Below are 24,584 nucleotides of genomic sequence, written 5' to 3'. Positions count from 1 at the left end.
GGTGGGATCGGGGGCATGAGACGACTCTCCCCCGCCGGCCGCAAGGCGCTGCTCACCGCGCACCTGGTCACCTCGCTGGGCTGGCTCGGCGCCGACCTGACGCTGCTCGCGCTCGGCGTGGCCGGGCTGCGCGGCGCCGACCCCGACGTCGTCTACCCGGCGGCGGGGCTGCTGGTCACCTGGCTGTTCGCGCCGCTGAGCGTGGCGGTCTGGCTGGTCGGGACGGTCAGTGCGCTGCTCACCCCGTGGGGTCTGCTGCGCTGGCGCTGGGTGCTGGTGAAGTTCGTGCTCACCACCGTCATGCTCGGCCTGGTGCTGCTCCTGCTGACGCCCCGGATCCGGCACCTCGGCGCGCTCGCCGGGGCCGCCGACGCGCACCTGCGGGTCGACCTGGTGGTGGCGCCGGCCGTCTCCACCACCCTGCTGCTGATCGCCACCGTGCTGTCCACCCACAAGCCGTGGGGGCGGATCCGGCGGGCCCCGGTCAGGCCGGGTGGCCCTCCAGCGTCGCGCCGAGGCGGGCGGCCAGCCCCAGGTGGGCGGCCCGGGCCTGGCGGAACGCGTAGCCGAGCAGCGGCGCCGGCGCGGTGAGGGTGATCTCCACGTCGATCCGCACCACGCCGTCGGGCTCGTCGCGCAGGCGGGTGTGGTTGCGCACCGTCGTCGCCGGTTGCTGCCGGGCGACGGTGACCACCTCGTCCTCGTTGGCGATCAGCACGTCCGCCTGGTAGGTGATCGGGAAGTGCAGCGGACCGAGCTCCAGCCGGTCGGTGATCGCGTAGCTGGCCAGCGCGCCCGGCCGGGGCGGCAACTGCCGGACCCGAACGATCAACGGATGCAGTTCACCCTGCCGGCTCAGGTCACCGAGCAGGGCCACCGCGTCCGCCCGGCGGCACCGGGCCTGCACGGTGTAGCTGAAGCTGTCGCTGCTCTGCAACCGGTCCCCCTCGCCGTCGTGGGTCCGGACGATCGTCCCGTACCGGGGGCGGGCTGGCAACGGGTCGAAGGTCCCCGACCGGTGAGGGTGCCGGGGGAGGCGGTCAGGCGCCGGGGAGCACCTCGGGGACATCGTCGGCGAACCAGGGCTCGGGCGCGCCGAAGAGACCGAGCAGACCGGTCACCCAGAGCTGGCGGTGCACGAACCGGCTCGGCTCGGTGACCACCAGCTTGACGCCGCTGACCTCGCAGGTCTGGAAGCCGGCCACCATGGCGCTGATGCCGACGGAGTCGATGAACGTCACGAGCCGCATGTTGAGCTCGATCCGGGCGGGGCGCCCCTTGGCGAGCACCTCGGCGATCGCCTCCCGGACCTCGTATGCGGTGTCGACGTCGATCTCCCCTCGGGGCGCGATCTGGACGACACCACCCGGACGCATCGACTTCACGATCGACAGGCTCACGCGAGCACCTCCACTCGCCCCAACGGGCGCCTCATCAGTACGCGGGCCGCGACCGAGAGTATTCCTCCAACGGCCCCGGTCGCCACCCCCCGGGATGAGCAATTCGCGGACTGGGCACACCTGGGCGAGCCCAATCCGGACCTCCGGGTTCCGAATTCCCCTGCGACGCGGACCACGACCGGCCGAACGACCGAGCCGGGTCGACCGATCCGCCGACCCAGGGTAGCGGGCCCTCGCATGTCACGGGGAACACCCACCCTTCGGCGCGTTCGGGTGATTCGTCCCTTTATCCCGGTACCTCGGAGGGCCTCGCGAGGGTTTGGCGCGGGGCCGGGTGGGGCACTGCCCACCGGGAGTGAACCGTGACGCGCCGGATGAACACCGGAGTCCGAAGTGGCCGCCGGGCTTCGGCACCCGAGGAGGTAGAACGATGTTCGGATCGAGCCTGATGGACCGCCGTAGCAAGCCCGAGCGGGTCGCGGACCAGGCGTGGCAGCACCTGCTCTCCGCGGCCGGCTCCGCCGGCGACAGTGTGCGCGACGTCACCCGCACGGCCCGCCGCAACTCCTCGGGCCTGGCCGACGACGCCACCGACCTGGTCGGCTCCGCCGCCGAGGAGGCGCGCCGGCGGGCCAGCCTGGCCTTCGACGCGCTCGCCGGTCGACGGCCCGCGCTGCCCTGGACGCTGCTGATCGCGGCGGCCCTGGCCGGCGCCGCCATCGGCTGGGCCGCCGGCACCGCCGCCCGCGCCGCCGGCAGCCGGGAGCGCAGCGCCGACGAGATCGAATTCGTGGACGTGGACCGGCCGAACTCCCCGGCCGGCCTGGACGGCTGACCGCTCCCCACGCACGAAGAACGGTGGCCGCCCCCGGCGTTCGGGGGCGGCCACCGCGTCGTGAGGCGAGCCGGCGGATCAGCGGGCGGCGCAGGTCACCGTCGGCGCCCGGTTGCCGCCGGTCGCCGTCGCGGTGAAGCCGACCGTGGTCGACCCGCCGACGCCGAGGTTGCCGTTCCAGCCGGCGTCGGTCACCGTCACGGCCGCGCCGGTCTGGGTGTACGAGCCGCTCCACAACTGGGATATCCGCTGGCCGTCCGGGAACGTCCAGGTCAGCGTCCACCCGGTGATCGGCGCGGTGCCGGAGTTGCGCACCGCCACCTCACCCTGGAAGCCGCCCGGCCAGGTGTTCGTCACCGCGTAGGTGGCCGCGCAGCCGCGCCCGGTCGACGACGGGGTCGGCGTGGGACTCGGCGGGGTCGGCGTGGGCGTCGGGCTCGGCGAGGCCGAGGTCGGGGACGGGGTCGGGGACGGGGTCGGGGACGCCGTCGGGGACGCGGTCGGGCTCGCCGAGGTGGGCGTCGGCGTGGGCGTGCCGCCGAGCCGGTCGGCCACCAGGATGCCCCGGCCGTTGGTGCCCAGGTAGACCCGGCCGTAGACGCGCGGGTCACCGGTGAGCGCCTCGCCCGCGTTGCCGTACTGGTGCTTGTCGTCGTTGATCCGCACCCAGGTCGCGCCGGCGTCGTCGGAGCGGTGGACGCCGGCCGTGCCGCCGACCGTGCCGACGGTGAACAACGCCGGGTACGTCCGCCCGGGCGCCGCCTTGCCGAAGCCGACGTTCACCGTCGAGGTCACCCCGGTCACCTTGGTGAAGCTCGCGCCCGAGTTGGTGGAGTGCCAGAGCCCGCCCTCGCCGGCCAGCCAGAGGTCACCCTCGACGCCGGGCAGCGCCTTGACCTTGACCCCGGTGGTGGGCAGGCCGCTCGCCGCGGTGGCGGTGAAGGACGCGCCGCCGTTGGTGCTGACGTAGAACTTCCCGGCGCTGACGCCGTAGAACTTGTTCGGGTTGACCCGGTCGGACTCGACCGTGGCGTTGGCCGGGATGCCGGTGGCGGCGGTCCACGAGTTGCCGAAGCCGACCGAGCGGACCACCTGCTGCCCGGCGTCACCGGGCGACCAGACGAACTGGCTGCCGTCGGCGGACGCGGCCACCGTGCCGCCGTTGTTGATCCCGCCGGGCTCGGTGCCCTGGAACCAGTTCGCGCCGCCGTCGGTGGAGAAGGCCACGTGGCTGTCGTTCGGCCGGTCGGAGTCGGTGAAGTTGCCGGCCCGGACCATCACCGCCGGCTTGGTCTCCGCGTAGTCGAGGCTGGTGGTGCTGGTGAACACCGGCTGGGTGAACATCATCGGCGGCACCGCGTTCAGGTCGGTGTGGCGGAAGCCGCCGATGTCGCCGAGCCCGCTGACCAGCGGCGCGCCCGACGGCGGGCTGATCAGGTCGAGCACGGCGGTCTCCTCCAGCCCCTTCACCATCGGCGTGATGGTGAACGTGCCGCCGGTGTCCCACTTCGTCAGGCCGGTGGTGCCGTAGATCGTGGCGCCGGTGCCGTACATCATCCGGTCGCTGTCGAACGGGTCGATCTCCAGCGACTCGTTCATCCAGCCCAGTTTCGGGCTCTCCTCCGGCGGGGCCGGGTTGGCGCCGAACGTCAGCCACGGCACCGAGCTGACGTCCATGGTGTACTTCTTGCTCCGGTTCGGATAGCTGGTGAAGTCCCAGATCCGGGTCCAGGTCGCGCCCCCGTCGGTGCTGCGCCAGAAGATCGCGTCCGGCCACCAGGAGATCTGGGTCGCGACCATCAGCGTGTTCGGGTGCTGCCGGTCGATGGTCAGCCCGGAGTAGCCGAAGTAGGCGTCCCCGCTGGACGACGGGACCGGGCTGATCCGTGTCCACGCGCCGGTGGCCCGGTTGAACTTCCACACGTCGCCCTTGGCGCCGTCGTACGGGCCGCCGGTGTCGCTGGTGGCGATGTAGAGGAAGCCGCCGACCGGGTCCACCACGCCCTTGTGCGCCAGGTAGCCGGTCGGCTGGCCGGGGATCCGCTCCCAGGTCACGCCGGCGTCGGTGCTGCGGTAGACCGGGTTCTGCTTGTCCGCCACACCCACGTAGATCGTCTTCGTGGCGGTGCCGGCCGTACCCGTGCTCTTGTCGAAGCTCACCCAGGTCAGGCCCTGGTTCTGGCTCTGGTAGCCGCTGCTGTCGTTCGGGTCGGCCCGGTAGTTGCCCACGTTCGGGAAGGCGGTGACCTGGGCCCAGGTCGCCCCGTAGTCGGTGCTGCGCCACAGGCCGTTGCCGCCCTCGGCGCCGTAGTAGAGGACGCTGTCGCGGTTCGGGTCGACCGCCAGCCGCTCCCCCATGCCCCGACCGGGCATGTTGCCGCCGTTCTTGAACGGCAGCTCGGTGGCCTGCCAGGTGGCGCCCTTGTCGGTCGAGCGCAGGATCGCCCCGCGGTTCGGGTCCCAGTCGTTGGTGTACATGCCGACCGCCGCGTACACCCGGTTGGTCTGCACCGGGTCGGTGGCGATGCTGACCACCCCGTTCCAGCCCCACCGGTCCGCGCCGACCCAGTCCAGCAGCGGCGTCCACGAGCCGGTGGCCTGCTCCCAGCGGTACGCCCCGCCGATGTCGGTCCGCGCGTAGATCAGGTTCTTCTCGGTGGGGTTGAAGACGATGCCGGGCACGAACCCGCCGCCGTCGATCCGGACGTTCTTCCAGGTGTACGGCTCGGCGGCCGCGGCGGCGGCCGGGGTTACGCCGGCGGTGGTGAGCGGCACGACGACGGCTGCCGCCGTGGCGGCCAGCGCGACGGCGGCCAGCCCGGCGAGACTTCTGCGCATGGGGGCGGTTCCTCTCGGTTGCCCGGTGGTGGGGGAACGGGAGCAGGGGGCGGTGCGTCGTCGGGGAGCTGCCCGGGCTCCCCGTCGGCATGCTGGCTCCCGCAGCCGAGGGACTCTCAGCGTACGCCGGTCGGCCGGTTCATGGAAGCGCTCCCACGTCATCCGGTCCGGGTGAGGCCGGCTCACCCCGCCGGCCCGCAGGATCGAATTGCGCCACCGAGCCGCCGAGGACGAGCGGAGGGAGAGCCGGATGGCCACCCGGACGACCACGCGTACCGATCGGGAGATCAGGTCCGCCGTACGCGACGAACTGGCCCGGACCGGCCTCGACGAGATCGGGGTCGACGTCACCGACGGCGTGGTGACGCTCACCGGCCGGGTGGACGGCTACGCCGGGAAGTGGGCCGCCGAGCAGGCCGCGCACCGGGTCGACCGGGTCCGCGCGGTCGCCGACGACCTCGCCGTCCGGATCGCCGCCGCACCCGGGCGGGACGACCCGGAGATCGCCGTCGCGGCCGTCCGCGCCCTGGAGTGGGACGCGTTCGTGCCGGCCGGGACGTTGCACGTGACGGTCGCCGACGGGTGGGTCACCCTGCACGGCGAGGTCGAGTGGGAATACCAGCGGCGGGCCGCCGAACGCTCCGTCGCCCGGCTCGACGGCGTGTGCGGGCTGCGCAACGGGATCGCGGTCCGGGCCGGGTGAGTCCCGGAACCACCCGGCCCGGGTGAACCGGGCTCACCCGGGCGCGAGCCAGGGTGGGACACATGAGTGATCCGAACGGGCTGATCACAGCCGGGCAGGCCGCGCCCGGATTCACCCTGCCGGCGTCGCCGGACGGGCGGGAGGTGGGCCCCGGGCAGTTCCGGAGCCACCCGGTCGTGCTGGCCTTCTACCCCGCCGACTGGACCCCGGTCTGCGGCGACCAGATGGCCCTCTACCAGGCCGCCCTGCCCGAGCTGGAGCGGTACGGCGCGACGCTGCTGGGCATCTCGGTGGACAGCGTCGACTCGCACCGGGCGTTCGCCGAGAGCCGGGGCATCCGGTTCCCGCTGCTCGCCGACTTCGAGCCGAAGGGCGAGGTGTCCCGCCGCTACGGCGCGTACGCGCCGCGCGGGCAGTCGGACCGGGCGCTGGTGGTGATCGACCCGGACGGCCGGGTGGCCTGGAGCCACCTGTCCCCGCCCGAGGTGAACCCGGGCGTGGACGGCATCCTCGACGCCCTGGAACAACTGGGCACGGATCGGCGGGTGGACGCCCGATGACGACGCCGTTGCAGGTCACCACCGCCCGGCTGCGGATACCGGTCTCCGACCGGGACCACGTCCGCGGGCCGGTCGACGCCCCGGTCACCATCGTCGAGTACGGCGACTTCCAGTGCCGCTTCTGCGGCGCCGCCTACCCGAACCTGGCCGAGGTGCTGCGCCAGCGGGCCGACGTGGTGCGGCTGGCGTACCGCCACTTCCCGATCACCAACGTCCACCCGTACGCGGAGAGCGCGGCGGAGACCGCGGAGGCCGCCGGCGTGCGGGGCCGGTTCTGGGAGATGCACGACTGGCTCTACGAGCACCAGGACCAGCTCGACCCGGTGCACCTGTCGCTCGGCGTGGAACAGATCGGGCTGCCGCCCGACGAGGTCGACGCCGAGGTGGGCCGGCAGGCCCACGCCGACCGGGTCCGGCAGGACTTCGTGGGCGGGATCCGCAGCGGGGTCAACGGCACCCCGACGCTGTTCGTCAACGACACCCGCCACGACGGCGGCTACGACCTGGCCGAACTGCTGGCCGTGGTGGACGCCGCCGCCGGAGGCTGACCACGCGCGGTCAGATCAGCCGCAGCTCGCGCGCCCGCCGGACCGCCTCCCGCCGGCGGGTGGCGTCGAGCTTGCGGTAGATGTTGCGCACGTGCGTCTTGACGGTGTTGACCGACAGGGACAGCTCGGCGGCGATCTCCACGTTGGACAGGATGCTCTGGAGATAGCGCAGGATGGTCAGCTCCCGCTCGGTGAGCGGCTCGTCCAGGGCCCGCGCCGCCCCGTCCGGCGCGGCACCGGCCGTCGACTCGTCGACGCCGCGGAGCAGGTCGTCGACCGTGGCCCAGTAGGCCGTGCCGGAGTCCAGGTGCGCCGCCAGCAGGTCGCGCAGCCCCGGCTCGGCCCGGGTGAAGACGCGCCGGCAGCCCTCCGGCTCGGCCAGCGCCAGCGCCTCCTCCAGCAGCCGCCCGGCCCGCCGGCCGTCCCCGGCCGCGCCGGCCAGCGCCGCGTCCAGAAGGCCGGCGCCCAGCCGTACCGGCAGCGGCCACCGCGGCGCGTCCGGCCCGGTCCAGTCGGGCAGCGCCCGTTCCGCCGCCCGGGTGTCGCCGGCGGCCCGCCACAGCCGGGCCGACGCCAGCGCCACCGCCGGGTCGGGCGGGTCGCCGCCCACCGCGTCCAGCAGGGCCCGGCCACCGGCCGCGTCACCGACCGCGGCGCGGAGCTGCGCCTCGCCGGCGGTGAGCCACGCGCCCAGCTCCGGGCCGGGTGCCACGGCCCGCGCCGCGGCGAGCGTGCGCAGCGCCGCCGCCGGGTCGCCGCCGTCGGCCAGCAGCCCGGCCCGACAGAGCGCGACCAGCGCGGCACCGCCCGGCTCCCCGCCGGCCGGCCCGGCCAGCGCCAGGTGGGCGGCGGCCTCCGCCGGCCGGTCCCGCTGCCAGTGCGCCAACGCCAACGCCAGGTACGCGTAGCCGCAGTCCAGCCGGGACGACCAGCCTCGGCAGGGCGGCATGGCCAGCGCCTCCCGGGCGTGCTCCTCGGCCGCCCGCAGCGCGCCCCGGGCCGCCGCCAGCGCCGCCGACCGGCTGGCGCAGAGCAGCTCGGTGCGCGGCCGGCCGGCCCGGCGCGCCGCCGCGAGCGCGTCGGCGAACCGCTCCCCCGCCGTCGACAGCTCCCCCTCGGCGAGCGCGACCAGCCCCAGCGCGGCCCCGGCCACCGCCCGCACGTCGTCCTCGTCCCCGCCGCCCGCCGGCACCGTCCCGCCGCGCCGCCCGTGCTCCGGGGCGGTGGCGAGCAGCCGGTCGGCCGCCCGGCGTACCTCATCGTGGTCCCCGCCCAGGCGGGCCAGGCTCAACTCGACCGCGGTGGCCAGCCGGCGGAACCGGTCGCGACGCGACGCGGGCAGGTCCGCCGCGTGCGCGACCGCCCGCCGCAGCGGTCCGTCCGCCGCGGCCGGGTCCCCGGCGTACGCCCGCTCGGCGGCCTCGGCCAGCGCCAGCTCGGGGTCCCGGCGCACCGCCTCGGCGGGCGGCTCGGGTGGCGCGGGCGCGGCGGTCCGGGCCGGCTCGTCCGGGGCCAGCTCCGGCCAGCGGGTGACCAGCAGCGCGGTGGCGTCGTCCCACTCGCCGGCGGTCAGGGCGTGCCGCAGCGCCTCGGCCGGCCGGTCGTGCCCGGCGAACCAGGCGGCCGCCCGCCGGTGCAGCTCGCGCAGTTCGCCGGCGGGCAGCCGGCCCAGCTCGGCGCGGAGCACATCGGCCAGCAGCGGGTGCGGCCGGTACCAGGGCGGGCTGCCCCCGTCCTGCTGGACGAACCCGCCCTCCCGGGCCGCCTCGGCCAGCAGGCGCCCGGCGTCGGCGCGGCCGGTCAGCGCGGCGGCCAGGTCGGCGCAGACCGCGACCGCCACCGCGCCGCGACGCAGCACGTCGCGGGCCGCCGGGTCCAGCGGCGCGAGCACCTCGTCCCGCAGGTACGCGGCGACGTCCGGCTGGTCGCCGGCGACCTGGTCCACGGCGCGCGCCGGGTCGGTGCCGGCGGCCAGCGCCAGCGCCGCGAAGCGCAGCCCGGCCGGCCATCCGGCGGTCCGCTCGACCAGCCGGGGCACCGCGTCGGCCGGCACCGGCACGCCGTGCGCGACCAGCAGGTCGGCCACCTCGTCGGCGGTGAACGCCAGCTCGTCCGGGCCGAGCACGGTCAGCTCGCCGGCCAGCCGCCACCGGTGCAGGGCCAGCGGCGGTTCCCGCCGCGCGCCGGCCACCAGCCGCAGCCGCCCGTCGCCGTGGCGGAGCAGGAACTCCAGCCCGGCCAGCGCCGCCGGGTCGGTGACCCGGTGCAGGTCGTCCAGGACCAGCAGCACCGGACGCTCGCGCGTGGCGAGCGCGGCGGCGAGCGCCTCCAACTGCTCGGGCCGGGGCGGGCCGCCCGGCACCGGCGGTGGCGGGCCCTCGTCCGGGTTCCCGGCGACGGCGGTGCGCAGCGCCTCGGCCAGGTAGGCCCAGAGCCGGCCGGTGGTGTCACCCTCCGCCACGGTCACCCAGACCGGCGCCGGGCCGGGCCGCGCCGCGCGGGCCCAACCGGACAGGACCGTCGTCTTGCCCCAGCCGGCCGGGGCGAGCAGCAGGGTGACCGGCCCGGCCACGCCGCGCTCCAGCCGGTCGAGCAGCCGGGGCCGGAGCACCGTCGGCTCCGGCGGTGCGGGCGGCGTCAGCCGGGACGCGAGCAGCGGCGGGCCGTCGGCCGGTACGCCCGACGCGGCGGCCGGCGCGCCCACGGTGTCCGGGGCCGGCGTCCCGTCGTCCCGCACGGCGGCGTCCGGGGACCTCCCCGCGTCCGCCGGCACGGCGGCCCCGGTGGGCACGGCGGCCCCGGTCGGCACGGTGGCCAGCCGGACCGGGTCGGCCTCCTCCGGCATGCGTCCCTCCCCCCGTCGGTGCTGCCGGCGGTTACCCGGACCGCGCCGGTTCACCCCTTCGGGGCGAGCCGGCGTCACCCGGGCCACCGCCACGCTGGGACCACGCGGGCGGCCGGCCGCGCACCGCCGGCCGCCCGGTGACCCCGCGATCCGCAGGAGGGCGCTGTGGCTCGGACAGGACGGCTGGTCGGCGCGCTCACCCGGACGGCCCGCGGCGTGCGGGCCCTGACCCGCCGACGGGCCGGGACCGACCCGCGACCGGCGCGCTGGCAGGTGGTGACCGTGACCGGACGGCCCGAGCAGGTGCTCCCGGCCGGGCGGTGGCCCGAGCCGCTGCGCCGGCTCGACGGCGCGGTGGAGGTCTGGGCCCGCCCCGCCCCCGGCGGGCGCGGCACCGAGCTGGCGGTACGCCCGCTGGGCGGGGCGTCGACGCTGCCCGGGTTCGCCGCGCACCTGGTCGGCGACGACCCCGGCCGGTTCCTGCGGCAGGTGCTCCGGGAGACCCGCCAGCTCCTGGAGACCGGCGAGGTGCTGCGGGCCGACCGCGCGCCGCTGGACCGCCCGGGGACGGCGGGATGAGGGCGCTGTGCTGGGAGGGCGCCGGCGCGCTGGCGGTGCGCCAGGTCCCCGACCCGGAACTGCGCAACGACCACGACATGATCGTGCGGGTGCGGCGCAGCGCGACCAGCGGTGGTGACCTGCCGCTGCTGGCCGGGCGGGTGCCCGAGGCGGCCGTCGGCGAGGTGCTCGGGCACGAGTTCCTCGGCGAGGTGGTCGAGGTCGGGCCGGAGGTGCGCCGGCACCGGGTCGCCGACCGGGTGGTGGTCGGCGCGGCGGTCGCCTGCGGGGCGTGCTGGTTCTGCCGGCAGGGGCTGCTGGCCTGCTGCGACAACGGGACCAGCGGGCCGGCGGCGGAACCGGCGTGGGGGCAGCCCACCGCCGGGTGCTACGGCCGTCCGGCCCGCCTCGGCGGCTTCGCCGGCGGACACGCCGAGTTCGTCCGCGTCCCGTACGCCGACGTGGGCGCGTTCACCGTGCCGGCGGAGGTGGACGACGACCGGGCGGTCTTCGCCGCCGACGCCGCGCCGGCCGGGTGGCACGGGGTGGAGGTGGGCGGGGTCGCCCCGGGCGACGTGGTGGCGGTCTGGGGCGCGGGCGCGGTCGGCCAGCTCACCGCCGCGGCGGCGGTGGCCCGCGGGGCGGCCCGGGTGCTCGTGGTGGACGAGCACGACGACCGGCTGCGGATGGCGGCCCGGCACACCGGCGCCGAACCGCTCGACCAGCGGTCCGTGGACGTCCTCGCCGAGCTGCGCGAGCGCAGCGGCGGCCGGGGACCGGACGTGTGCCTGGACGCGTCCGGGCCGCCACCCGGTCCGGCGCGCCGGCCGAGCGGCGGCCCGGACGCCGGGACGGCGCTGCGCGAGGCGGTGCACGCCTGCCGCAAGGGCGGCACGGTGGTGGTGCTCGGCGGCGGGGCGGAGTTCGTGGACCGGTTCCCGCTCGGCGCGGTGACCGACAAGGGCCTGGCCGTCCGCGGCGGCAGCCGGGCCGGACCGGGTGCCATCCCCGCGCTGCTGGACCGGATGGCCCGGGGTGAGCTGGTCACCGAGCACCTCGCCACCCACCGGCTGCCGCTGGACCGGGGCGCCGACGGGTACGCGCTGTTCCGCGACCGGGCGGACGGCTGCGTCCGGGCGGTGTTCACCCCGTGAGCCCGGCCAGGACGCATGGGCGAACGCACCGAGCGAAGCGAGGGCCGTGAACGCACTGCCCGGACAGCACGGGTGGCACACTCGGCGGATGCCCACTGAGCGCGCGTACGACCTCGTCCTGTTCGGCGCCACCGGCTTCACCGGCGGCCTCACCGCCGAGTACCTGGCCCGGCACGCGCCGGACCGGCTGCGCTGGGCGCTCGCCGGCCGCAACCCGGCCAAGCTCGCCGCGGTACGCGACCGGCTGGCCGCGATCGACCCCGGCCTGGCCGAGCTGCCCCTGCTCACCGCCGACGTGACCGACCCGGCGTCGCTGCGGGCGGTGGCGGAGAGCGCCCGGGTGGTCGCCACCACCGTCGGCCCGTACGTGCACCACGGCGAGCCGCTGGTGGCCGCGTGCGCCGCCGCCGGCACCGACTACGTCGACATCACCGGGGAGTCGGAGTTCGTCGACCTGATGTACGTGCGGCACCACGCCGAGGCGGTGCGCACCGGGGCCCGGCTGGTGCACGCCTGCGGGTTCGACTCGATCCCGCACGACCTGGGCGCCTGGTACACGGTCAAGCAGCTCCCGGCGGACGGGCCGGTCACCGTGGACGGCTACGTGCGGGCCGGCGGCCGGTTCTCCGCCGGCACCTACCACTCGGCGCTGACCGCGTTCGCCCGTACCGGCGAGATGAGCCGGGCGGCGCGGGCCCGCCGGGCGGTCGAGCCGCGACCGGAGGGGCGGCGGGTGCGTGCGGTGCCCGGCCGGGTCGGGCGGGTCCGCGAGTTCGGCCAGTGGGCGGCGCCGCTGCCCACCATCGACCCGCAGATCGTCCGCCGGTCGGCGGCGGCCCGCCCCGAGTACGGCCCGGACTTCCGCTACCGGCACTTCGCCGCGATGAAGCGGCTGCCCACCGTGCTGGTCTCCGGCGTCGGCCTGGCCGCCGTGGTGGGGCTGGTGAAGGTGCCGCCGACCCGGCGCTGGCTGCTCGGACGGCTCTCCTCCGGGCAGGGGCCGAGCGCCGAGCAGCGGGCGAAGTCCTGGTTCCGGGTGCGGTTCGTGGGCGCCGGTGGTGGCCGGCGGGTGGTGACCGAGGTGGCCGGCGGCGACCCCGGCTACGACGAGACCGCCAAGATGCTCGCCGAGTCGGCGCTCTGCCTGGCCTTCGACGACCTGCCGGCGACGGCCGGCCAGCTCACCCCGGTGGCCGCGATGGGCGACGCGCTGCTGGACCGCCTGGTCCACGCCGGCATCACCTTCCGCACCCTGACAGCGTAAGGAGGGGCCCCTTCTTAACGCATTCGGTAGAGGCGGGGCCCCCGCTTAACAACTCGGGGCGTTGACCCTCGACCTGGTGGAGGGCACAGGATGACGGCCGTGGAGAGCGAGCTTCGCAGCATCGGTGAGCTGGCCCGGGCCAGCGGGTTGACGATCAGCGCCCTGCGGTTCTACGACCGCTCCGGGGTGCTGACGCCGGCCCGGGTCGACCCGGTGACCGGCTACCGCTGGTACACCGGCGACCAGGTCGCCCCGGCCCGCCTGGTCGCCGGGCTGCGCCGGGTCGGCATGCCGCTGGCCGGCATCGCCGAGGCGCTGCGGCGCCGGCACCGGCCGGACGAGGTGCACCACCTGCTGGACGCGCACCTGCGCCGGCTGGAGGACGGCCTCGCCGACGCGCGTCGTGAACTCTCCCGGATCCGTCGCCTGATCGACCCGGAGGAGCCCACCGTGACCATCCGCCTCGTGCTGTCCCGCACCGACCTGGCCGCCGCCGTGGCCGCCGTACGCTTCGCCGCCGGCGCCGACCCGGAGCTGCCGGCGCTGTCCGGCGTGCTGCTGGCCGTGGAGCCGGACGGCGTACGGCTGGTCGCCACCGACCGGCACCGGATGGCGGTGGCCCGGGTCGACGCCACGGTCGACGGGCCGCCGGTGAGCGCGCTGCTGCCGGTGGACGCGGTGGACGAGCTGCGCGCGCTGCTCGACACCGACGCGCCCACCATCGACGCCGTCGTCGCGGCGGGCCGGGTGACGTTCTCCGTCGCCGGTCGCACCCTGGACGTGACCGGGTTGCCGTACGACTTCCCGGACTACCGCCGGCTGCTGCGGGCGCGGGTCGGCGACGCGCCCGCGTACCGCATCCCGGTGGACGGCGCGGCGCTGCGCGCGGCGCTCACCGCGGACGGGGTCCGGGTGGGGCACCTGGCGCACGACGGCGTCGCGCACGAGGTGGTCGCGCTCGGCCTGGACGGCCGGGGTGAGCTGCGGCTGGTCGACCCGGCCGCGGCCGACGGCCCGGACGGCGCGTTGCGGGTCGGGGTGAACCGGGAGTACCTGCTCGACGCGCTGGACGCCGGCGGCAGCCAGCTCGTGCTGGAGCTGGACGGGCCGATCACGCCGCTGGCGGTACGCCGGGCCGACGACGCGCACGCGTTCTCCATCCTCATGCCGGTGCGCCTGGAGAACGTGGGCCGGCCCGGGCCGGCGGGGCCGCGACGGTAGCATCTGGGGGTCTTACCTGACTGCCTGGACGGAGGCGTACGAGCAGCATGCTCGACATGGAGTTGATCCGGAAGGATCGCGAGGCGGTGGCGACCGCGCTGGCGAAGCGTCTGGATCCCGCCGAGGTCACCCGGGCGCTGGACGACATCCAGCGGCTCGACCAGGAGCGACGCGCCCTGATCACGGAGATCGACGCCGAGCGGCAGCGCCGCAAGGCCGAGGCGCGCGCGTACGCGGAGGCGAAGCGCTCCGGCGTCACGCCGCAGCAGACCGCGCCGGAGGCCGAGCGCAAGCAGCTCGCGGAGCTGGAGTCCCAGCTCGACGAGGTGCAGTCCCGGCTCCGCTCGGCGATGAGCGAGCTGCCCAACCTGCCCGCCGACGACGTGGTCGCCGGGGGCAAGGAGGCCAACCGGGTGGTGCGGACGTTCGGCGAGGCGCCGGCCATCGAGAAGGTCCGCGACCACGTGGAGCTGAGCCGCGCGCTCGGCCTGGTCGACCACGAGCGGGGCGTGAAGCTCGGTGGCTCCGGCTTCTGGATGTACACCGGGATGGGCGCCCGGCTGGAGTGGGCGCTGGTCAACTGGCTGATCGAGCAGAACGTGCAGGCCGGCTACGAGTTCCTGCTCCCGCCGCACCTGCTGCTGGACACCGCCGGCTTCGCCGCCGGCCAGTTCCCGAAGTTCTACGACGACGTCTACCACCTCGACAAGCAGTCCGCCCCGCGCGGCCAGTTCCTGCTGCCCACGTCGGAGACGGCGATCCTGGGCGCCTACCAGGACGAGATCCTGGAGACACCGAAGCTGCCGCTGAAGGCGTTCGCCTACACCCCGTGCTACCGCCGGGAGGCGGCCGGTTCGCACTCCGACGAGCGCGGGACGGTGCGCGGCCACCAGTTCAACAAGGTGGAGATCTTCCAGTTCACGCTGCCGGAGCAGGCCGACGCCGCGCTGGCGGCGATGGTGGGTCATGTCGAGGGCCTGGTCGACCAGTTGGGCCTGCACTTCCAGACCAGCCTGCTCGCCGCCGGCGACGCCAGCGCCTCGATGAAGAAGACGTTGGACATCGAGGTGTGGATGCCGAGCACCGGCAAGTACAAGGAGGTGTCGTCGGTCTCCTGGGCCGGCGACTACCAGGCCCGCCGGGCGGCCATCCGCTATCGCGAGCCGGGCGGTAAGCAGACCCGGTTCGTGCACACCCTCAACGGTTCGGCGCTGGCCACCAGCCGGCTGTTCCCGGCCATCCTGGAGCAGTGCCAGCAGCCCGACGGCTCGGTCGTGGTCCCGGAGGTGCTGCGCGACAAGCTCGGCACCGACCGCCTCACTGCCGGTCGCTGACCACCGCAGGCGTGGGGACCACGCTGCTCACGGGGGCCTCGCTGTTAAGCGGGGCCCCCGCCTCTACCGGATGCGTTAAGCGGGGGCCCCTCCTTACACACACCGCGAGCAGCGCGAGCGCGAGCGCGAGCGCGGCGAGCAGCGCCGGGCCGGCCGCGTCCAGCGCGCGCACCAACGCCTGCTGGACGGCGGCGGCGGCCACCACCACCGGGTCACCGAACGCGTCGTGGCGACCCAGGGCCAGCCGCACCTCGTACCAGCCGTACCAGGCGACGTAGCCGCCGGCGACCAGCAGCACCAGGCCGCTCAGGCGGGGCACCCACGCGCCGGCGCCGCGCAGCCGCGCCACCACCCGGCCGCGCAGCAGCGCCACGGCGAGCGCGGCCACGCCCACCACCAGCGCCATCCCCAGGGCGTACGCGCCGAACAGCGCCAGCCCGCGCAGCGGCGAACCGGCCCGCAGGCTGGTCACCACGATCGCCAGGAACGGCGCGATCGCGCAGGTCAGCGACGTGAGCGCGTACGCCGCGCCGAACAGCGCCATGGACGGCCAGGTGCGGGTGAGCCGGGGCGCGGTGGCGAACGGGCGCGGCGTGGGCAGCCGCCGGCCGGCGAGCAGCCAGACGCCGGCCAGCGCCAGCAGCACGCCGAGGGTCACGGTCAGCCACGGCAGCCGGGGGCGCAGCCAGTCGGCGGCCGGCGCGACGGCCAGCCCGAACGCGCCGAAGACCAGCACGTACCCGAGGGTCAGCCCGGCCGTCGCGGTGAGCGCCCGGCGGACCGCGCCGCGCCCGTCGCCGGGGCCGGCCACCAGCAACGACAGGTACGCGGGCAGCATCGCGAACCCGCACGGGTTGACCGCGCCGAGCATGCCGGCGGTCAGCGCGAGCAGCAGCGCGCCGGTCATCCCCGGGCCAGCGTCTCGACCTGCCGGGTGAGCGACTCGCCGTCCAGGAAGCCCTGGTGGACGACCTTTCCGTCCCGGTCGAGGACGACGAACGTGCTCTGCTCGGCCACCTTGAACCGGCGCCACACCGCACCGGCCCGGTCGTCGAGCTGCGGCGTGCCGGCCAGGTCGAACTCGGTGACGAACTCCTTCATCGCCTTCTGCTCGCCCAGCCCGGCGACGCCCACGATCGGCACGGTGTCCCGGTACTTCGGGGCGATCTCGGCGACGGTCCACGCCTGGCTGGCGCAGGTGGCGCACCAGGGCGCCCAGAACCAGAGCACGACCGGCCGCCCGGCCAGGGCGGCGGCGGAGAACGCCGTACCGTCGAGGGTCTTCCCGGCGAACGACAGCGTCTTCGGCACCGTGGCCGGCGCCGGCGGCGCGGCCGACGTGCTCGGCGTGGCCGGCGACGCGGTGGCGGTCGCGGTGGGCGCCGCGGCCACCGCGCCGGCGGGCGCGGCCCGTTCCGGGCCGACCGCGCAGGCGCCCGTGGCGGCGATGGCGGCGGCCAGCACGACGGCGGCGCCGGCGTGCCGGACGTTACGGGGTGGCATCGGCGCCTCCTGGGGTGGTCGGTCGGCTACTCGGACTTGACCAGCCGCAACGCGAGTTCGGGACAGACCTTGACCGCCTTGAGCGCGCCCTCGCGCAGCCAGGTCGGCACCGGGGTGGGCGGGAAGGCGGGGTAGCCGTTGCCGTCGAGCCGGATGAAGTCCGGCACCACGTGCGCGCAGAGCCCGTGGCCGTCGCAGCGGGACCAGTCCAGGGTGAGTTTCTGCGGGTTGCCGTCGGGCGCGCCGGGCAGCCCCATCACGCCCTTGACCCGCTTGCCGCAGCCCTCCCCGGTGGCGTGCAGCCGCAGGTCCTCGGCGAACACCTCCATGGCGGACAGCGCGAACCGGGCGGTGCCGTCGGGGTGGCTGCACGCGCCGCGCCCCTTGACGTCGCCGGCCGCCGCCCGGACCAGCTCGATCGGCGCGCTGCCGGAGACCGCGAGGTCGACGGAGCGGGCCAGGTCGGGCAGGCCCATCTTGCACGGGCCGCACTGCCCGGCGGACTCGCCGGCCAGGTAGCGGACCACCTGGGCGGTCTCGCCGAGCGGGCAGGTGTCGGCGCCGAGCGGCACGATGATGCCGGCGCCGAGGGTGCCGCCCACCGCGGTGAGCCCCCGACGGGACACCTCCGCCCGCGCCGCCGCCTCGGCGGTGATCCACTTGCCGTGGTAGCCGCCCATCAGGATGCCCGGTCCGGGCGGCACCTCGCACAGGTCGAGGATCTCGCGCAGCGGGGTGCCGGCGGCGCACTCCACCACGGCCGGCCGCTTCGCCGACCCGGTGACGGTGAGCAGCACGGTGCCCGGCTCGTCGTCGGTGCCGAGCGCCGCGTACTCGTACGGGCCGATCCGGGCGGCGACGGCGAGCTGCGCGTACGTCTCGGCGTTGGAGAGCAGGGTGGGCAGCCCGCTGACGCCGGAGTCGCTGGAGCGCTTCTTGGTGCCGGGCGGGATGTGCGGCAGGCCGTTGATGCCGTTGACCAGCGCGCCGCCCTCACCGGAGATGAACCGGTGCGGCACGGTGACGATGGTCGTCGGCACCGGCATCCGCCGTTCCTGCAACGCCTCGGTCAGCGAGGGCCGGCCCACGTCGTCGTCGGCCACCCCGATCACGATCTCCTCGGCATCCAACGCGAACGCGGCCAGCGCGGCGCCGTCCAGGATGAGGTGCGGGGCCCGGGTGAGCAGCACCTTGTCCTTCCAGCTCGCCGGCTCCCCCTCGGTGGCGTTGACCACCACCACGGCGGCGAGGTCCTGCCGCTCGCAGGACTCCAGCACCGCGCGCAGCTTGCGGGCGAACGGGAAGCCCGCGCCGCCCTTGCCCTTGAGGTCGATCGCCTCGGCGAGCCGCAGCAGCGCGGCCGGCTCCATCGGGCCGATCGGGCCGTGCACCTCCTCGTGGGCGAGCAGGTCGAGCCGGCCGAACTCGGCGAACCCGGCGGTCAGGCGGGGCTCGCCGACGCAGGCCACCGGCGGGACGGTCGTCCGCGTCACCGTGCCTCACCCCGCAGCCCGGCCCAGTAGGCCCCGTCGACCGCGTCCGCGTCGGCCTTCTTGCGCCGGCCGGAGCGGGTCTCCTTGGTGGCGCGCATGGCCCGGCGGGAGGCGAGGTCGACGAGCGTCGGGGTGTCGTCGACGAACGCGTCGTCGTCGGCGGCGTAGCGGGCCGGCGGGCGCCAGTAGTCCGGCTCCTCCGGCACGTCCTCCTCGTCGCGGTAGCGCCGGCCGGTCCCGCTGCGCGGCTCGGCCGAGACCGGTCCGGCGGAGATCGGATCCGCCGAGACCGGCTCGCCGGCCCAGCGACGCGGGCTGTCCCACGGCTCCTCCGCCTCGTCGGTCGGGCGCGGCGGGGCCGAGTAGCGGGCCACCTCGGCCGGGGTGGCGTACCGGCCGTTGTCCGGCGGGGCGGAGTGGCGGCCACCGGTGTCCGGCGGGGCGGAGTGCCGGCCACCGCTCTCCGGCGGCGCGGAGTACTGCGCGGCGACCTCCTCCTCGACCCGGGACCGGCGGCTCACCCGCTCCTCGGTGCCCCGGCGGCGACGGGACCGTTCGCCGACCGTCTCCATCTCCTCGGTGTTCCGCCGGACCGCGGGCACCCGCTCGGCGTCCCGGCTCCGGCGCGGCTCGCGCTCGTCGTCGCGGACCCGGGCGGCGGTGTCCCGGCGGCGGGTGGGCCGCTCGGCGGGAACCTCGGTCGTCCGGGCGCGGCGGGTCGGCTCGGCGGGCTCCTCGGCGCGCCGCCGGGCGGCGGCCGCGCGGACCGGCTCGCGCAGCGACCCGGGCTCCGGCACCACCGGTACGGCGAACCGCTCGGGGTCGCGCCGCCGGGCGGTGCCGGCCGGCGCGGTCCAGGTCGCGGTGGCCTCGGCCCAGCGGCCCGTGCCGGCGCCGCTCTCCTCCTTGCCGGCGGCCTTCTTGCTCTTCAGCGCCGCGAACACGCCGGTGCGCTCCTCACCCTTGCCGGCCATCGCCTTGTTCAGCGCGGCGGCCTGGTGCTGCTCACGGCTGCGCTTGCCGAGGTGGACGGAGAGGCGCACCAGCAGGGCCACCAGCACGAGCAGCACGCAGGCGAGGTAGCTGAGCACCACCCAGCCCTTCGCCGCCCGGCCGGCGTTCAGGCCGTGGAACAGCGCGAACGGCCAGGACACGTACGCCATCGAGTGCAGCGCGCGCCAGAACCACTTCGGGCCGACGCCGGCGAACCGGACCCGGATCAGGCCGGTCCAGAGCACGCCGACCATCAGCAGCGCGGCGACGGTGCCCAGCCCGACGTAGAGGCCGTTGCCGCCGACGAACGGCACCACCGCGTCGGTCGGGCCGGCCCGGCCGATCGCGATCTTGGTGATGACGTGGAAGACCAGCCCGGCCACGCCGAGCACGCCGGTGGCGCGGTGTGCCGACTGGAGCAGCACCCGGTGCCGGATGAGCAGCACCAGCCGGTCGGTGGCGAGCAGCCCCAGCATCACGGTGAGGCTGAGCGAGACCAGGGTGACCACCCCGGCGAAGAACTCGGTGAAGAAGAAACCGTACGAGTACATGGCGCCGCCGGCGCCGGCCAGCTCCACGCCCGCCCACGCGAGGCCGAGCACGGAGGCGACGAGTGCCACCATCGCGGACTTCGACATGGTCCGGACACCACGACTGGTGGTGGTGGTCCGGACGGCCGTCGCCTTCTCGTTCTGCTGTGCCCGGGCCATCTGCTCCTCGATCGTCTCGCGGCGGCGCCCCCACCGGCCGACCCTGCTCCCACCTCAGGTACGGAGCGGCGGCCCGGACGGATCACCTCCGGTGGCGAATTTCTCGACCGGATCCTCGAACCGTCCCGACCGGACGCGCGTGTAGCACGGCACGCAACGACGGATGCCCATGCGTTGACATTTCTTGCAACATGCTCGTAACCTTGCGGAAAATTTCAAGGCCGGCTGCAAGAAGCCGGCACCAACGCCCTCCCCAGGCTCCACTCCCCCGTACCCCCGTACCCCCGAGGAGTCCTGATGCATCGACGCCGAAGCCGCGTCGCGGCGCTCGCCCTGGGCGTGGCCGCGAGCCTGCTCGTCCCGACCACAGTGGCGGCTCCCCCGGCCGCCGCCGCCCCCGCCGGCGGCAAGAAGGTCATCGTCCAGCTCTTCGAATGGAACTGGACCTCGGTGGCAAGCGAGTGCACCAGCACGCTCGGCCCCAAGGGCTACGGCTACGTCCAGGTGTCCCCACCGCAGGAGCACGTCAACAGCAGCCCGTGGTGGGTGTCCTACCAGCCGGTCAGCTACCGGATCGAGTCCCGCAAGGGCACCCGCGCCCAGTTCCAGTCCATGGTGAACACCTGCCACAACGCCGGCGTCAAGGTGATCGTCGACGCCGTGGTCAACCACATGTCCGGCCAGGAGAACGGCGGAACCGGCTGGGCCGGCACGTCGTACGGGCACTACAACTACCCGGGCACCTACTCCTCGGCGGACTTCCACTACTGCGGCCGCAACGGCAACAACGACATCGCCAACTACAACGACCGGTACGAGGTGCAGAACTGCGAGCTGGTCAACCTCGCCGACCTGAAGACCGAGTCGGACTACGTCCGCACCCGGCTCGCCACGTACCTCAACGACCTGCTCTCGCTCGGCGTGGACGGGTTCCGGCTGGACGGCAGCAAGCACATGCCGGCCGCCGACATCGCGGCGATCAAGGCCAAGCTGTCCCGCCCGGCCTACCTGGTGCAGGAGGTCATCTACGGCGCGGGTGAGCCGGTCCAGCCGACCGAGTACACCGGCAACGGCGACGTGCACGAGTTCCGGTACGGCAAGGACCTGGCCCGGATGTTCAACAACGAGCGGCTCGCGTACCTGAAGAACTTCGGCGAGTCCTGGGGCTACCTGCCGAGCGGATCGGCGGTGGTCTTCACCGACAACCACGACACCCAGCGCGACGGCGGCGTGCTCACCTACCGCGACCGCGGCGAGTACGCCCTGGCCAACGCGTTCATGCTGGCCTGGCCCTACGGCACCCCGGCGGTGATGTCGAGCTTCACGTTCAGCGGCAAGGACCAGGGCCCGCCGTCGGACGGCAGCAACCGGATCACCAACACCACCTGCTACTCCGGCTGGGAGTGCGAGCACCGCTGGCCAGTGATCGCCAACATGGTCGGCTTCCGCAACGCCACCGAGGGCGCGGCGGTCGCCAACTGGTACGACAACGGCTACCAGCACATCGCGTTCAGCCGGGCCGGCAAGGGCTACCTGACGCTCAACGACGAGGACTTCGCGGTGAGCGGCCGGTCCTACTACACCGGCCTGCCGGCCGGTCGCTACTGCGACGTCATCCACGGTACGTTCAGCAACGGCTCGTGCAGCGGCCCGGTGGTCACCGTGGACTCGTCGGGCTGGTTCGCCGGGACCGTCAACGCGCACGACGGGATCGCCATCCACGTCGGAGCGAAGGTGAGCTGACCTCACCCGCCCCCCGTGCCGGCTGTTTTCGGCACGGGGGCGTCATCTCCGGTTAGAGTCGATTTCGTGCCTTTCGACCAGATCACCGGGCGGCGGATACCCGGCTGGCTGTTCGCCGCGCTCGGCGTACCGCTGCTGCTGGCCACCGCGCTGCTGGTCGGCCACGCGCTGACCGGCGCCCCGGCGGCCAACCCGGTCGCCGTCGCGCCGGCCACCACCGGGCCGCCGTCGCCGACCCCGTCGACGGCCGAGTCCGTCCCGCCCGCCGCGCCCGCCCCCGCCGACCTGCCGGTCATCACGTACGACCCGGCGCCGCGCGGCTTCCCCGCCGACCCGGCCCCGGCCGACACCCGGCCACTGAGCGAGGGCGCGCGGCCCAACGGCAAGGTCGCCGCGTACGACGCGCCCGGCGGCCGGCCGCTGGCGTTCCTCGCCCCGACCATCAGCGACGTCCGGCTGACCGTGCCGATCGTCGAGCGCCGCGCCGGCTGGACCTCGGTGCTGCTCCCCTCGGCCAACCGCACCGTCGCCTGGCTGCCCGCCGGCGGCTGGACCACGGTCGTGCTGCGCGACCAGATCGTGGTGGAACGGCGCACCCACCGGCTCACCTGGCTGCGCGACGGTCGGGCGGTGCACACCTGGCCGGTCAGCCTCGGCATGTCCGGCCAGCTCACCCCGCTCGGCCGCACGTTCGTCCTCGGCCGCACCCCGCCCCCGCAGGACGTCTACGGCGGGGTGGACATCTTCGCGCTCGGCGCGATCCCCGACGACCCGGACGCGGTGCCGACCGGCCTGCGCGGCGCCCACATCGGACTGCACACCTGGCACAACGACGACACGCTGGGCGAGAACGTCACCAACGGCTGCATCCGGTTGACCCGCAGCGCCCAGCGCCAGCTCCTCGCCGCCCTGGCCCCCGGCACCGGCCTCGTCGTCGTCGACCGTCTCCCCTGACTCCCCCGCCCACCCCGCCCCCGCCCGCCCCGCCCCCGCCCGCCCCGCCCCGCCCCGCCCCGCCCACGTTAGGCGGGGCCCCCGCTTAACAGGCGCCGGTTAAGCGGGGCCCCCGCCTCTACCGAATGCGTTAACCGGGGCCCCCGCCTTTCACCCCAGCAGCCAACCGTTGGTCTCGGCCAGGCGGACGGCGTCGGCGCGGTTGCGGGCGCCGGTCTTGCCGATCGCCGACGACAGGTGGTTGCGGACCGTGCCCTCGGACAGGTGCAGCGTCGCCGCCAGTTCGGCCACCGTGCCGCCGCCCCGCGCCGTACGCAGCACCTCGGTCTCCCGCTCGGTGAGCGGGCTCGCCCCGGTGGCCAGCGTCTCCGCGGCCAGCGTCGGGTCGACCACCCGCAGGCCGGCGTGCGCCCGGCGGACCGCGTCGGCGAGCTGGCGGGCCGGGGTGTCCTTGACCACGAAGCCGTTCGCGCCCGCCTCCATCGCCCGACGCAGGTAGCCGGGCCGGCCGAACGTGGTCACCACCAGCACCCGGCAGTCGGGCAGCGCGGCGCGCAGCGCCGCCGCCGCCGCCACCCCGTCCATCCCCGGCATCTCCACGTCGAGCAGCGCCACGTCGGGGTGGGCGCGCAGCGCCGCCGGCACCACCTCGTCGCCCCGGCTCACCTCCGCCACCACGGTGAGGTCCGGCTCCAGCGACAGCAGCGCGGCCAGCGCGCCCCGGACCAGCGCCTGGTCGTCGGCGAGCAGCAGTCGGATCGGATCGGTCACCCGCGGGCCCTCCCGTTCGTGTCGGGCATCGTGACCCGGAGCAGGAAACCGCGCCCGCCGGGCGCCCGGCCCACCGTCACGGTGGCATCCAACCGGTCGGCCCGCTCGCGCAGCCCGACCAGCCCGTGCCCGGCACCCGCCGGCTCACCGGCCGGCCCCCGGCCGTCGTCGCGGACCTCCACCGCCGCCGCGTCCACCCGGATCACGCAGCGCCGCGCGCCGCTGTGCCGCACCACGTTGGTGACCCCCTCGCGGACCGCCCAGCCGAACAGCTCGTCCCGGTCCGTCGGCAGCTCCGGCACCGTCTCCGGCAGTTCCGCGGCGACGCCCGCGGCGGCCAGCGCCGACCGGGCGCCGGCCAGTTCGGAGGCCAGGTCCACCCCGCGGTACGCCCCGACGGTGCCCCGCACGTCGGCCAGCGCCTCCCGGGCCAGCCGTTCCACGTCGGCGATCTCGACGGCGGCCCGGGCCGGGTCCAGCTCCAGCAACCGGCCGGCCAGTTCGGCCTTGACCGCCACCACGGTGAGCGAGTGCCCGAGGATGTCGTGGAGGTCCCGGGCGGTGCGGGCGCGTTCCTCGGCCACCGCGAGCCGGTGGATCTCCTGCTGGGCGGCCTGCAGTTCGCCGTTGCGCTGGGCCAGCCGGCTCACCCCGAACATGGCGAACGAGGCGAGCAGCACGGCGAAGACCACCGTGCTCTCCGACTCCCAGCCGGGCACGAGGTGCGAGGTCACCGGCGGGGTCGCCGCGGCCAGCACCACCACGACCAGGGATTCCACCGACGGCAGCAGGAACACCGCGGCGGCGGCCACGAAGACCAGCGTGGTCAGCCAGTCGCCGCCGGTGCCCGGGATGCCGGCCAGGCCGAGCACGAGCAGCAGCGCGATCAGCGCCCGGGCCCGGCCGACCGGGATCGGGACGTGCCGTTGCCGGCGGGAGCGGCCCCACTCGAAGATCAGCACGTACGCCACGGCGAACGTGAGCACCGAGCCGAGCCCGAGCAGCCGCCGCCACAGCTCCGGCTGGTGCAGCGCGGTGACGAACGGGATGTTGAGGAAGAAGAGCCAGACCGCCGCCAGCAGCCAGCCGGTGAACCGCCAGTGGCGGCGGTTCACCGGCCGGGCCGGGGCGGTCGGCGACGTCACGCCCACCACGCT

Annotated in this window: 21 protein-coding genes and 1 pseudogene; 12 read left to right on the top strand and 10 right to left on the bottom strand. The window is 75.5% G+C overall.

Annotation, left to right across the window (positions count from 1 at the left end):
- The first annotated feature begins 15 nt into the window (after positions 1-15).
- Entirely contained in the window at positions 16-591 is a 576-nt protein-coding gene (locus H1D33_RS01690; protein ID WP_181569740.1) for a hypothetical protein, read from the top strand.
- On the opposite strand, the gene H1D33_RS01685 is transcribed toward H1D33_RS01690, so the two are convergent.
- Positions 485-997 (bottom strand): SRPBCC family protein, encoded by a 513-nt coding sequence (locus H1D33_RS01685; RefSeq protein WP_246411748.1) that lies wholly within the window; start codon positions 995-997, stop codon positions 485-487. The two genes, H1D33_RS01690 and H1D33_RS01685, sit on opposite strands and share 107 nt — an antisense overlap.
- Positions 998-1,040: 43 nt before the next feature.
- A complete protein-coding gene (locus H1D33_RS01680) occupies positions 1,041-1,400 on the bottom strand; it encodes an STAS domain-containing protein (RefSeq protein WP_181569741.1) in 360 nt (119 codons plus the stop codon).
- 430 nt (positions 1,401-1,830) lie between these two features.
- Here H1D33_RS01680 and H1D33_RS01675 point away from each other — a divergent pair, with 430 nt between their 5' ends.
- On the top strand, positions 1,831-2,235 hold the full coding sequence (locus H1D33_RS01675) for a hypothetical protein (protein WP_181569742.1): 405 nt from the start codon (positions 1,831-1,833) through the stop codon (positions 2,233-2,235).
- 78 nt (positions 2,236-2,313) lie between these two features.
- Here H1D33_RS01675 and H1D33_RS01670 read toward each other — a convergent pair whose 3' ends face one another.
- On the bottom strand, positions 2,314-5,073 hold the full coding sequence (locus H1D33_RS01670; protein WP_307755336.1) for a cellulose binding domain-containing protein: 2,760 nt from the start codon (positions 5,071-5,073) through the stop codon (positions 2,314-2,316).
- Between the two features lie 250 nt (positions 5,074-5,323).
- Here H1D33_RS01670 and H1D33_RS01665 point away from each other — a divergent pair.
- From H1D33_RS01665 to H1D33_RS01655, 3 genes and pseudogenes are all read left to right on the top strand, one after another.
- Positions 5,324-5,767, top strand: a pseudogene (locus H1D33_RS01665) (BON domain-containing protein); the annotation flags it as partial.
- A 71-nt stretch (positions 5,768-5,838) separates the two neighbouring features.
- The gene (locus H1D33_RS01660; protein ID WP_181569744.1) at positions 5,839-6,336 is read left to right on the top strand and encodes a redoxin domain-containing protein; all 498 of its coding nucleotides are present in this window, start codon (positions 5,839-5,841) and stop codon (positions 6,334-6,336) included.
- Positions 6,333-6,884, top strand: a complete 552-nt coding sequence (locus tag H1D33_RS01655) for a DsbA family protein (RefSeq protein WP_181569745.1) — start codon at positions 6,333-6,335, stop codon at positions 6,882-6,884. Before H1D33_RS01660 ends, H1D33_RS01655 begins: the two co-directional genes overlap by 4 nt.
- Positions 6,885-6,894: 10 nt before the next feature.
- On the opposite strand, the gene H1D33_RS01650 is transcribed toward H1D33_RS01655, so the two are convergent.
- Positions 6,895-9,729, bottom strand: a complete 2,835-nt coding sequence (locus tag H1D33_RS01650; RefSeq protein ID WP_181569746.1) for a helix-turn-helix transcriptional regulator — start codon at positions 9,727-9,729, stop codon at positions 6,895-6,897.
- Positions 9,730-9,894: 165 nt separating this feature from the next.
- Between H1D33_RS01650 and H1D33_RS01645 the strand changes: the two genes are divergently transcribed.
- From H1D33_RS01645 to serS, 5 genes are all read left to right on the top strand, one after another.
- Positions 9,895-10,308: a hypothetical protein gene (locus tag H1D33_RS01645; RefSeq protein WP_181569747.1), complete on the top strand. Its 414-nt coding sequence runs from the start codon at positions 9,895-9,897 to the stop codon at positions 10,306-10,308.
- Positions 10,305-11,441 (top strand): alcohol dehydrogenase catalytic domain-containing protein, encoded by a 1,137-nt coding sequence (locus tag H1D33_RS01640; protein WP_181569748.1) that lies wholly within the window; start codon positions 10,305-10,307, stop codon positions 11,439-11,441. Before H1D33_RS01645 ends, H1D33_RS01640 begins: the two co-directional genes overlap by 4 nt.
- Before the next feature lie 88 nt (positions 11,442-11,529).
- Positions 11,530-12,705 (top strand): saccharopine dehydrogenase family protein, encoded by a 1,176-nt coding sequence (locus H1D33_RS01635; RefSeq protein ID WP_181569749.1) that lies wholly within the window; start codon positions 11,530-11,532, stop codon positions 12,703-12,705.
- Positions 12,706-12,795: 90 nt separating this feature from the next.
- Entirely contained in the window at positions 12,796-13,926 is a 1,131-nt protein-coding gene (locus tag H1D33_RS01630) for a DNA polymerase III subunit beta family protein (protein ID WP_181569750.1), read from the top strand.
- 47 nt (positions 13,927-13,973) lie between these two features.
- Entirely contained in the window at positions 13,974-15,260 is a 1,287-nt protein-coding gene (serS, locus tag H1D33_RS01625) for a serine--tRNA ligase (RefSeq protein ID WP_181569751.1), read from the top strand.
- Here serS and H1D33_RS01620 read toward each other — a convergent pair.
- From H1D33_RS01620 to H1D33_RS01605, 4 genes are read right to left on the bottom strand one after another with little or no spacing between them, the layout of a single operon-like run.
- On the bottom strand, positions 15,244-16,167 hold the full coding sequence (locus H1D33_RS01620; RefSeq protein WP_181569752.1) for a cytochrome c biogenesis CcdA family protein: 924 nt from the start codon (positions 16,165-16,167) through the stop codon (positions 15,244-15,246). The genes serS and H1D33_RS01620 overlap by 17 nt on opposite strands.
- Positions 16,164-16,763 carry a TlpA family protein disulfide reductase gene (locus H1D33_RS01615; protein WP_181569753.1) on the bottom strand — a complete coding sequence of 200 codons (600 nt, stop codon included), beginning with the start codon at positions 16,761-16,763 and terminating at the stop codon, positions 16,164-16,166. Before H1D33_RS01615 ends, H1D33_RS01620 begins: the two co-directional genes overlap by 4 nt.
- A gap of 26 nt (positions 16,764-16,789) precedes the next feature.
- Positions 16,790-18,256, bottom strand: a complete 1,467-nt coding sequence (locus tag H1D33_RS01610) for an NADH-quinone oxidoreductase subunit NuoF family protein (protein ID WP_181569754.1) — start codon at positions 18,254-18,256, stop codon at positions 16,790-16,792.
- A complete protein-coding gene (locus H1D33_RS01605; RefSeq protein WP_181569755.1) occupies positions 18,253-19,959 on the bottom strand; it encodes a ferric reductase-like transmembrane domain-containing protein in 1,707 nt (568 codons plus the stop codon). The genes H1D33_RS01610 and H1D33_RS01605 overlap by 4 nt, the downstream gene beginning before the upstream one ends.
- A 297-nt stretch (positions 19,960-20,256) precedes the next feature.
- Between H1D33_RS01605 and H1D33_RS01600 the strand changes: the two genes are divergently transcribed.
- The gene (locus tag H1D33_RS01600; protein ID WP_181569756.1) at positions 20,257-21,702 is read left to right on the top strand and encodes an alpha-amylase; all 1,446 of its coding nucleotides are present in this window, start codon (positions 20,257-20,259) and stop codon (positions 21,700-21,702) included.
- Between the two features lie 66 nt (positions 21,703-21,768).
- The gene (locus H1D33_RS01595) at positions 21,769-22,656 is read left to right on the top strand and encodes a L,D-transpeptidase (protein ID WP_307755335.1); all 888 of its coding nucleotides are present in this window, start codon (positions 21,769-21,771) and stop codon (positions 22,654-22,656) included.
- 150 nt (positions 22,657-22,806) lie between these two features.
- Here the strand turns inward: H1D33_RS01595 and H1D33_RS01590 are convergent, their stop codons facing one another.
- Positions 22,807-23,427 carry a response regulator transcription factor gene (locus H1D33_RS01590; protein ID WP_181569757.1) on the bottom strand — a complete coding sequence of 207 codons (621 nt, stop codon included), beginning with the start codon at positions 23,425-23,427 and terminating at the stop codon, positions 22,807-22,809.
- Complete coding sequence (locus tag H1D33_RS01585; RefSeq protein ID WP_181569758.1) at positions 23,424-24,572, bottom strand: sensor histidine kinase; 1,149 nt, start codon at positions 24,570-24,572, stop codon at positions 23,424-23,426. The genes H1D33_RS01590 and H1D33_RS01585 overlap by 4 nt, the downstream gene beginning before the upstream one ends.
- Between the last annotated feature and the right edge of the window lie 12 nt (positions 24,573-24,584).

This window comes from Micromonospora ferruginea (assembly GCF_013694245.2).
GTDB lineage: Bacteria > Actinomycetota > Actinomycetes > Mycobacteriales > Micromonosporaceae > Micromonospora > Micromonospora robiginosa.
The sequence above is the reverse complement of the archived record's forward strand: the minus strand, read 5'-3'. Positions and strand labels throughout refer to the sequence as shown.

What these genes read in the sequence shown, in the direction of transcription:
- H1D33_RS01615 (WP_181569753.1), bottom strand. Translation starts at nt 16,763, where the DNA reads ATGCCACCCCGTAACGTCCGGCACGCCGGCGCCGCCGTCGTGCTGGCC.
- serS (WP_181569751.1), top strand. Translation starts at nt 13,974, where the DNA reads ATGCTCGACATGGAGTTGATCCGGAAGGATCGCGAGGCGGTGGCGACC.
- H1D33_RS01600 (WP_181569756.1), top strand. Translation starts at nt 20,257, where the DNA reads ATGCATCGACGCCGAAGCCGCGTCGCGGCGCTCGCCCTGGGCGTGGCC.
- H1D33_RS01635 (WP_181569749.1), top strand. Translation starts at nt 11,530, where the DNA reads ATGCCCACTGAGCGCGCGTACGACCTCGTCCTGTTCGGCGCCACCGGC.
- H1D33_RS01670 (WP_307755336.1), bottom strand. Translation starts at nt 5,073, where the DNA reads ATGCGCAGAAGTCTCGCCGGGCTGGCCGCCGTCGCGCTGGCCGCCACG.
- H1D33_RS01620 (WP_181569752.1), bottom strand. Translation starts at nt 16,167, where the DNA reads ATGACCGGCGCGCTGCTGCTCGCGCTGACCGCCGGCATGCTCGGCGCG.
- H1D33_RS01655 (WP_181569745.1), top strand. Translation starts at nt 6,333, where the DNA reads ATGACGACGCCGTTGCAGGTCACCACCGCCCGGCTGCGGATACCGGTC.
- H1D33_RS01630 (WP_181569750.1), top strand. Translation starts at nt 12,796, where the DNA reads ATGACGGCCGTGGAGAGCGAGCTTCGCAGCATCGGTGAGCTGGCCCGG.
- H1D33_RS01675 (WP_181569742.1), top strand. Translation starts at nt 1,831, where the DNA reads ATGTTCGGATCGAGCCTGATGGACCGCCGTAGCAAGCCCGAGCGGGTC.
- H1D33_RS01640 (WP_181569748.1), top strand. Translation starts at nt 10,305, where the DNA reads ATGAGGGCGCTGTGCTGGGAGGGCGCCGGCGCGCTGGCGGTGCGCCAG.
- H1D33_RS01690 (WP_181569740.1), top strand. Translation starts at nt 16, where the DNA reads ATGAGACGACTCTCCCCCGCCGGCCGCAAGGCGCTGCTCACCGCGCAC.
- H1D33_RS01605 (WP_181569755.1), bottom strand. Translation starts at nt 19,959, where the DNA reads ATGGCCCGGGCACAGCAGAACGAGAAGGCGACGGCCGTCCGGACCACC.
- H1D33_RS01660 (WP_181569744.1), top strand. Translation starts at nt 5,839, where the DNA reads ATGAGTGATCCGAACGGGCTGATCACAGCCGGGCAGGCCGCGCCCGGA.
- H1D33_RS01650 (WP_181569746.1), bottom strand. Translation starts at nt 9,729, where the DNA reads ATGCCGGAGGAGGCCGACCCGGTCCGGCTGGCCACCGTGCCGACCGGG.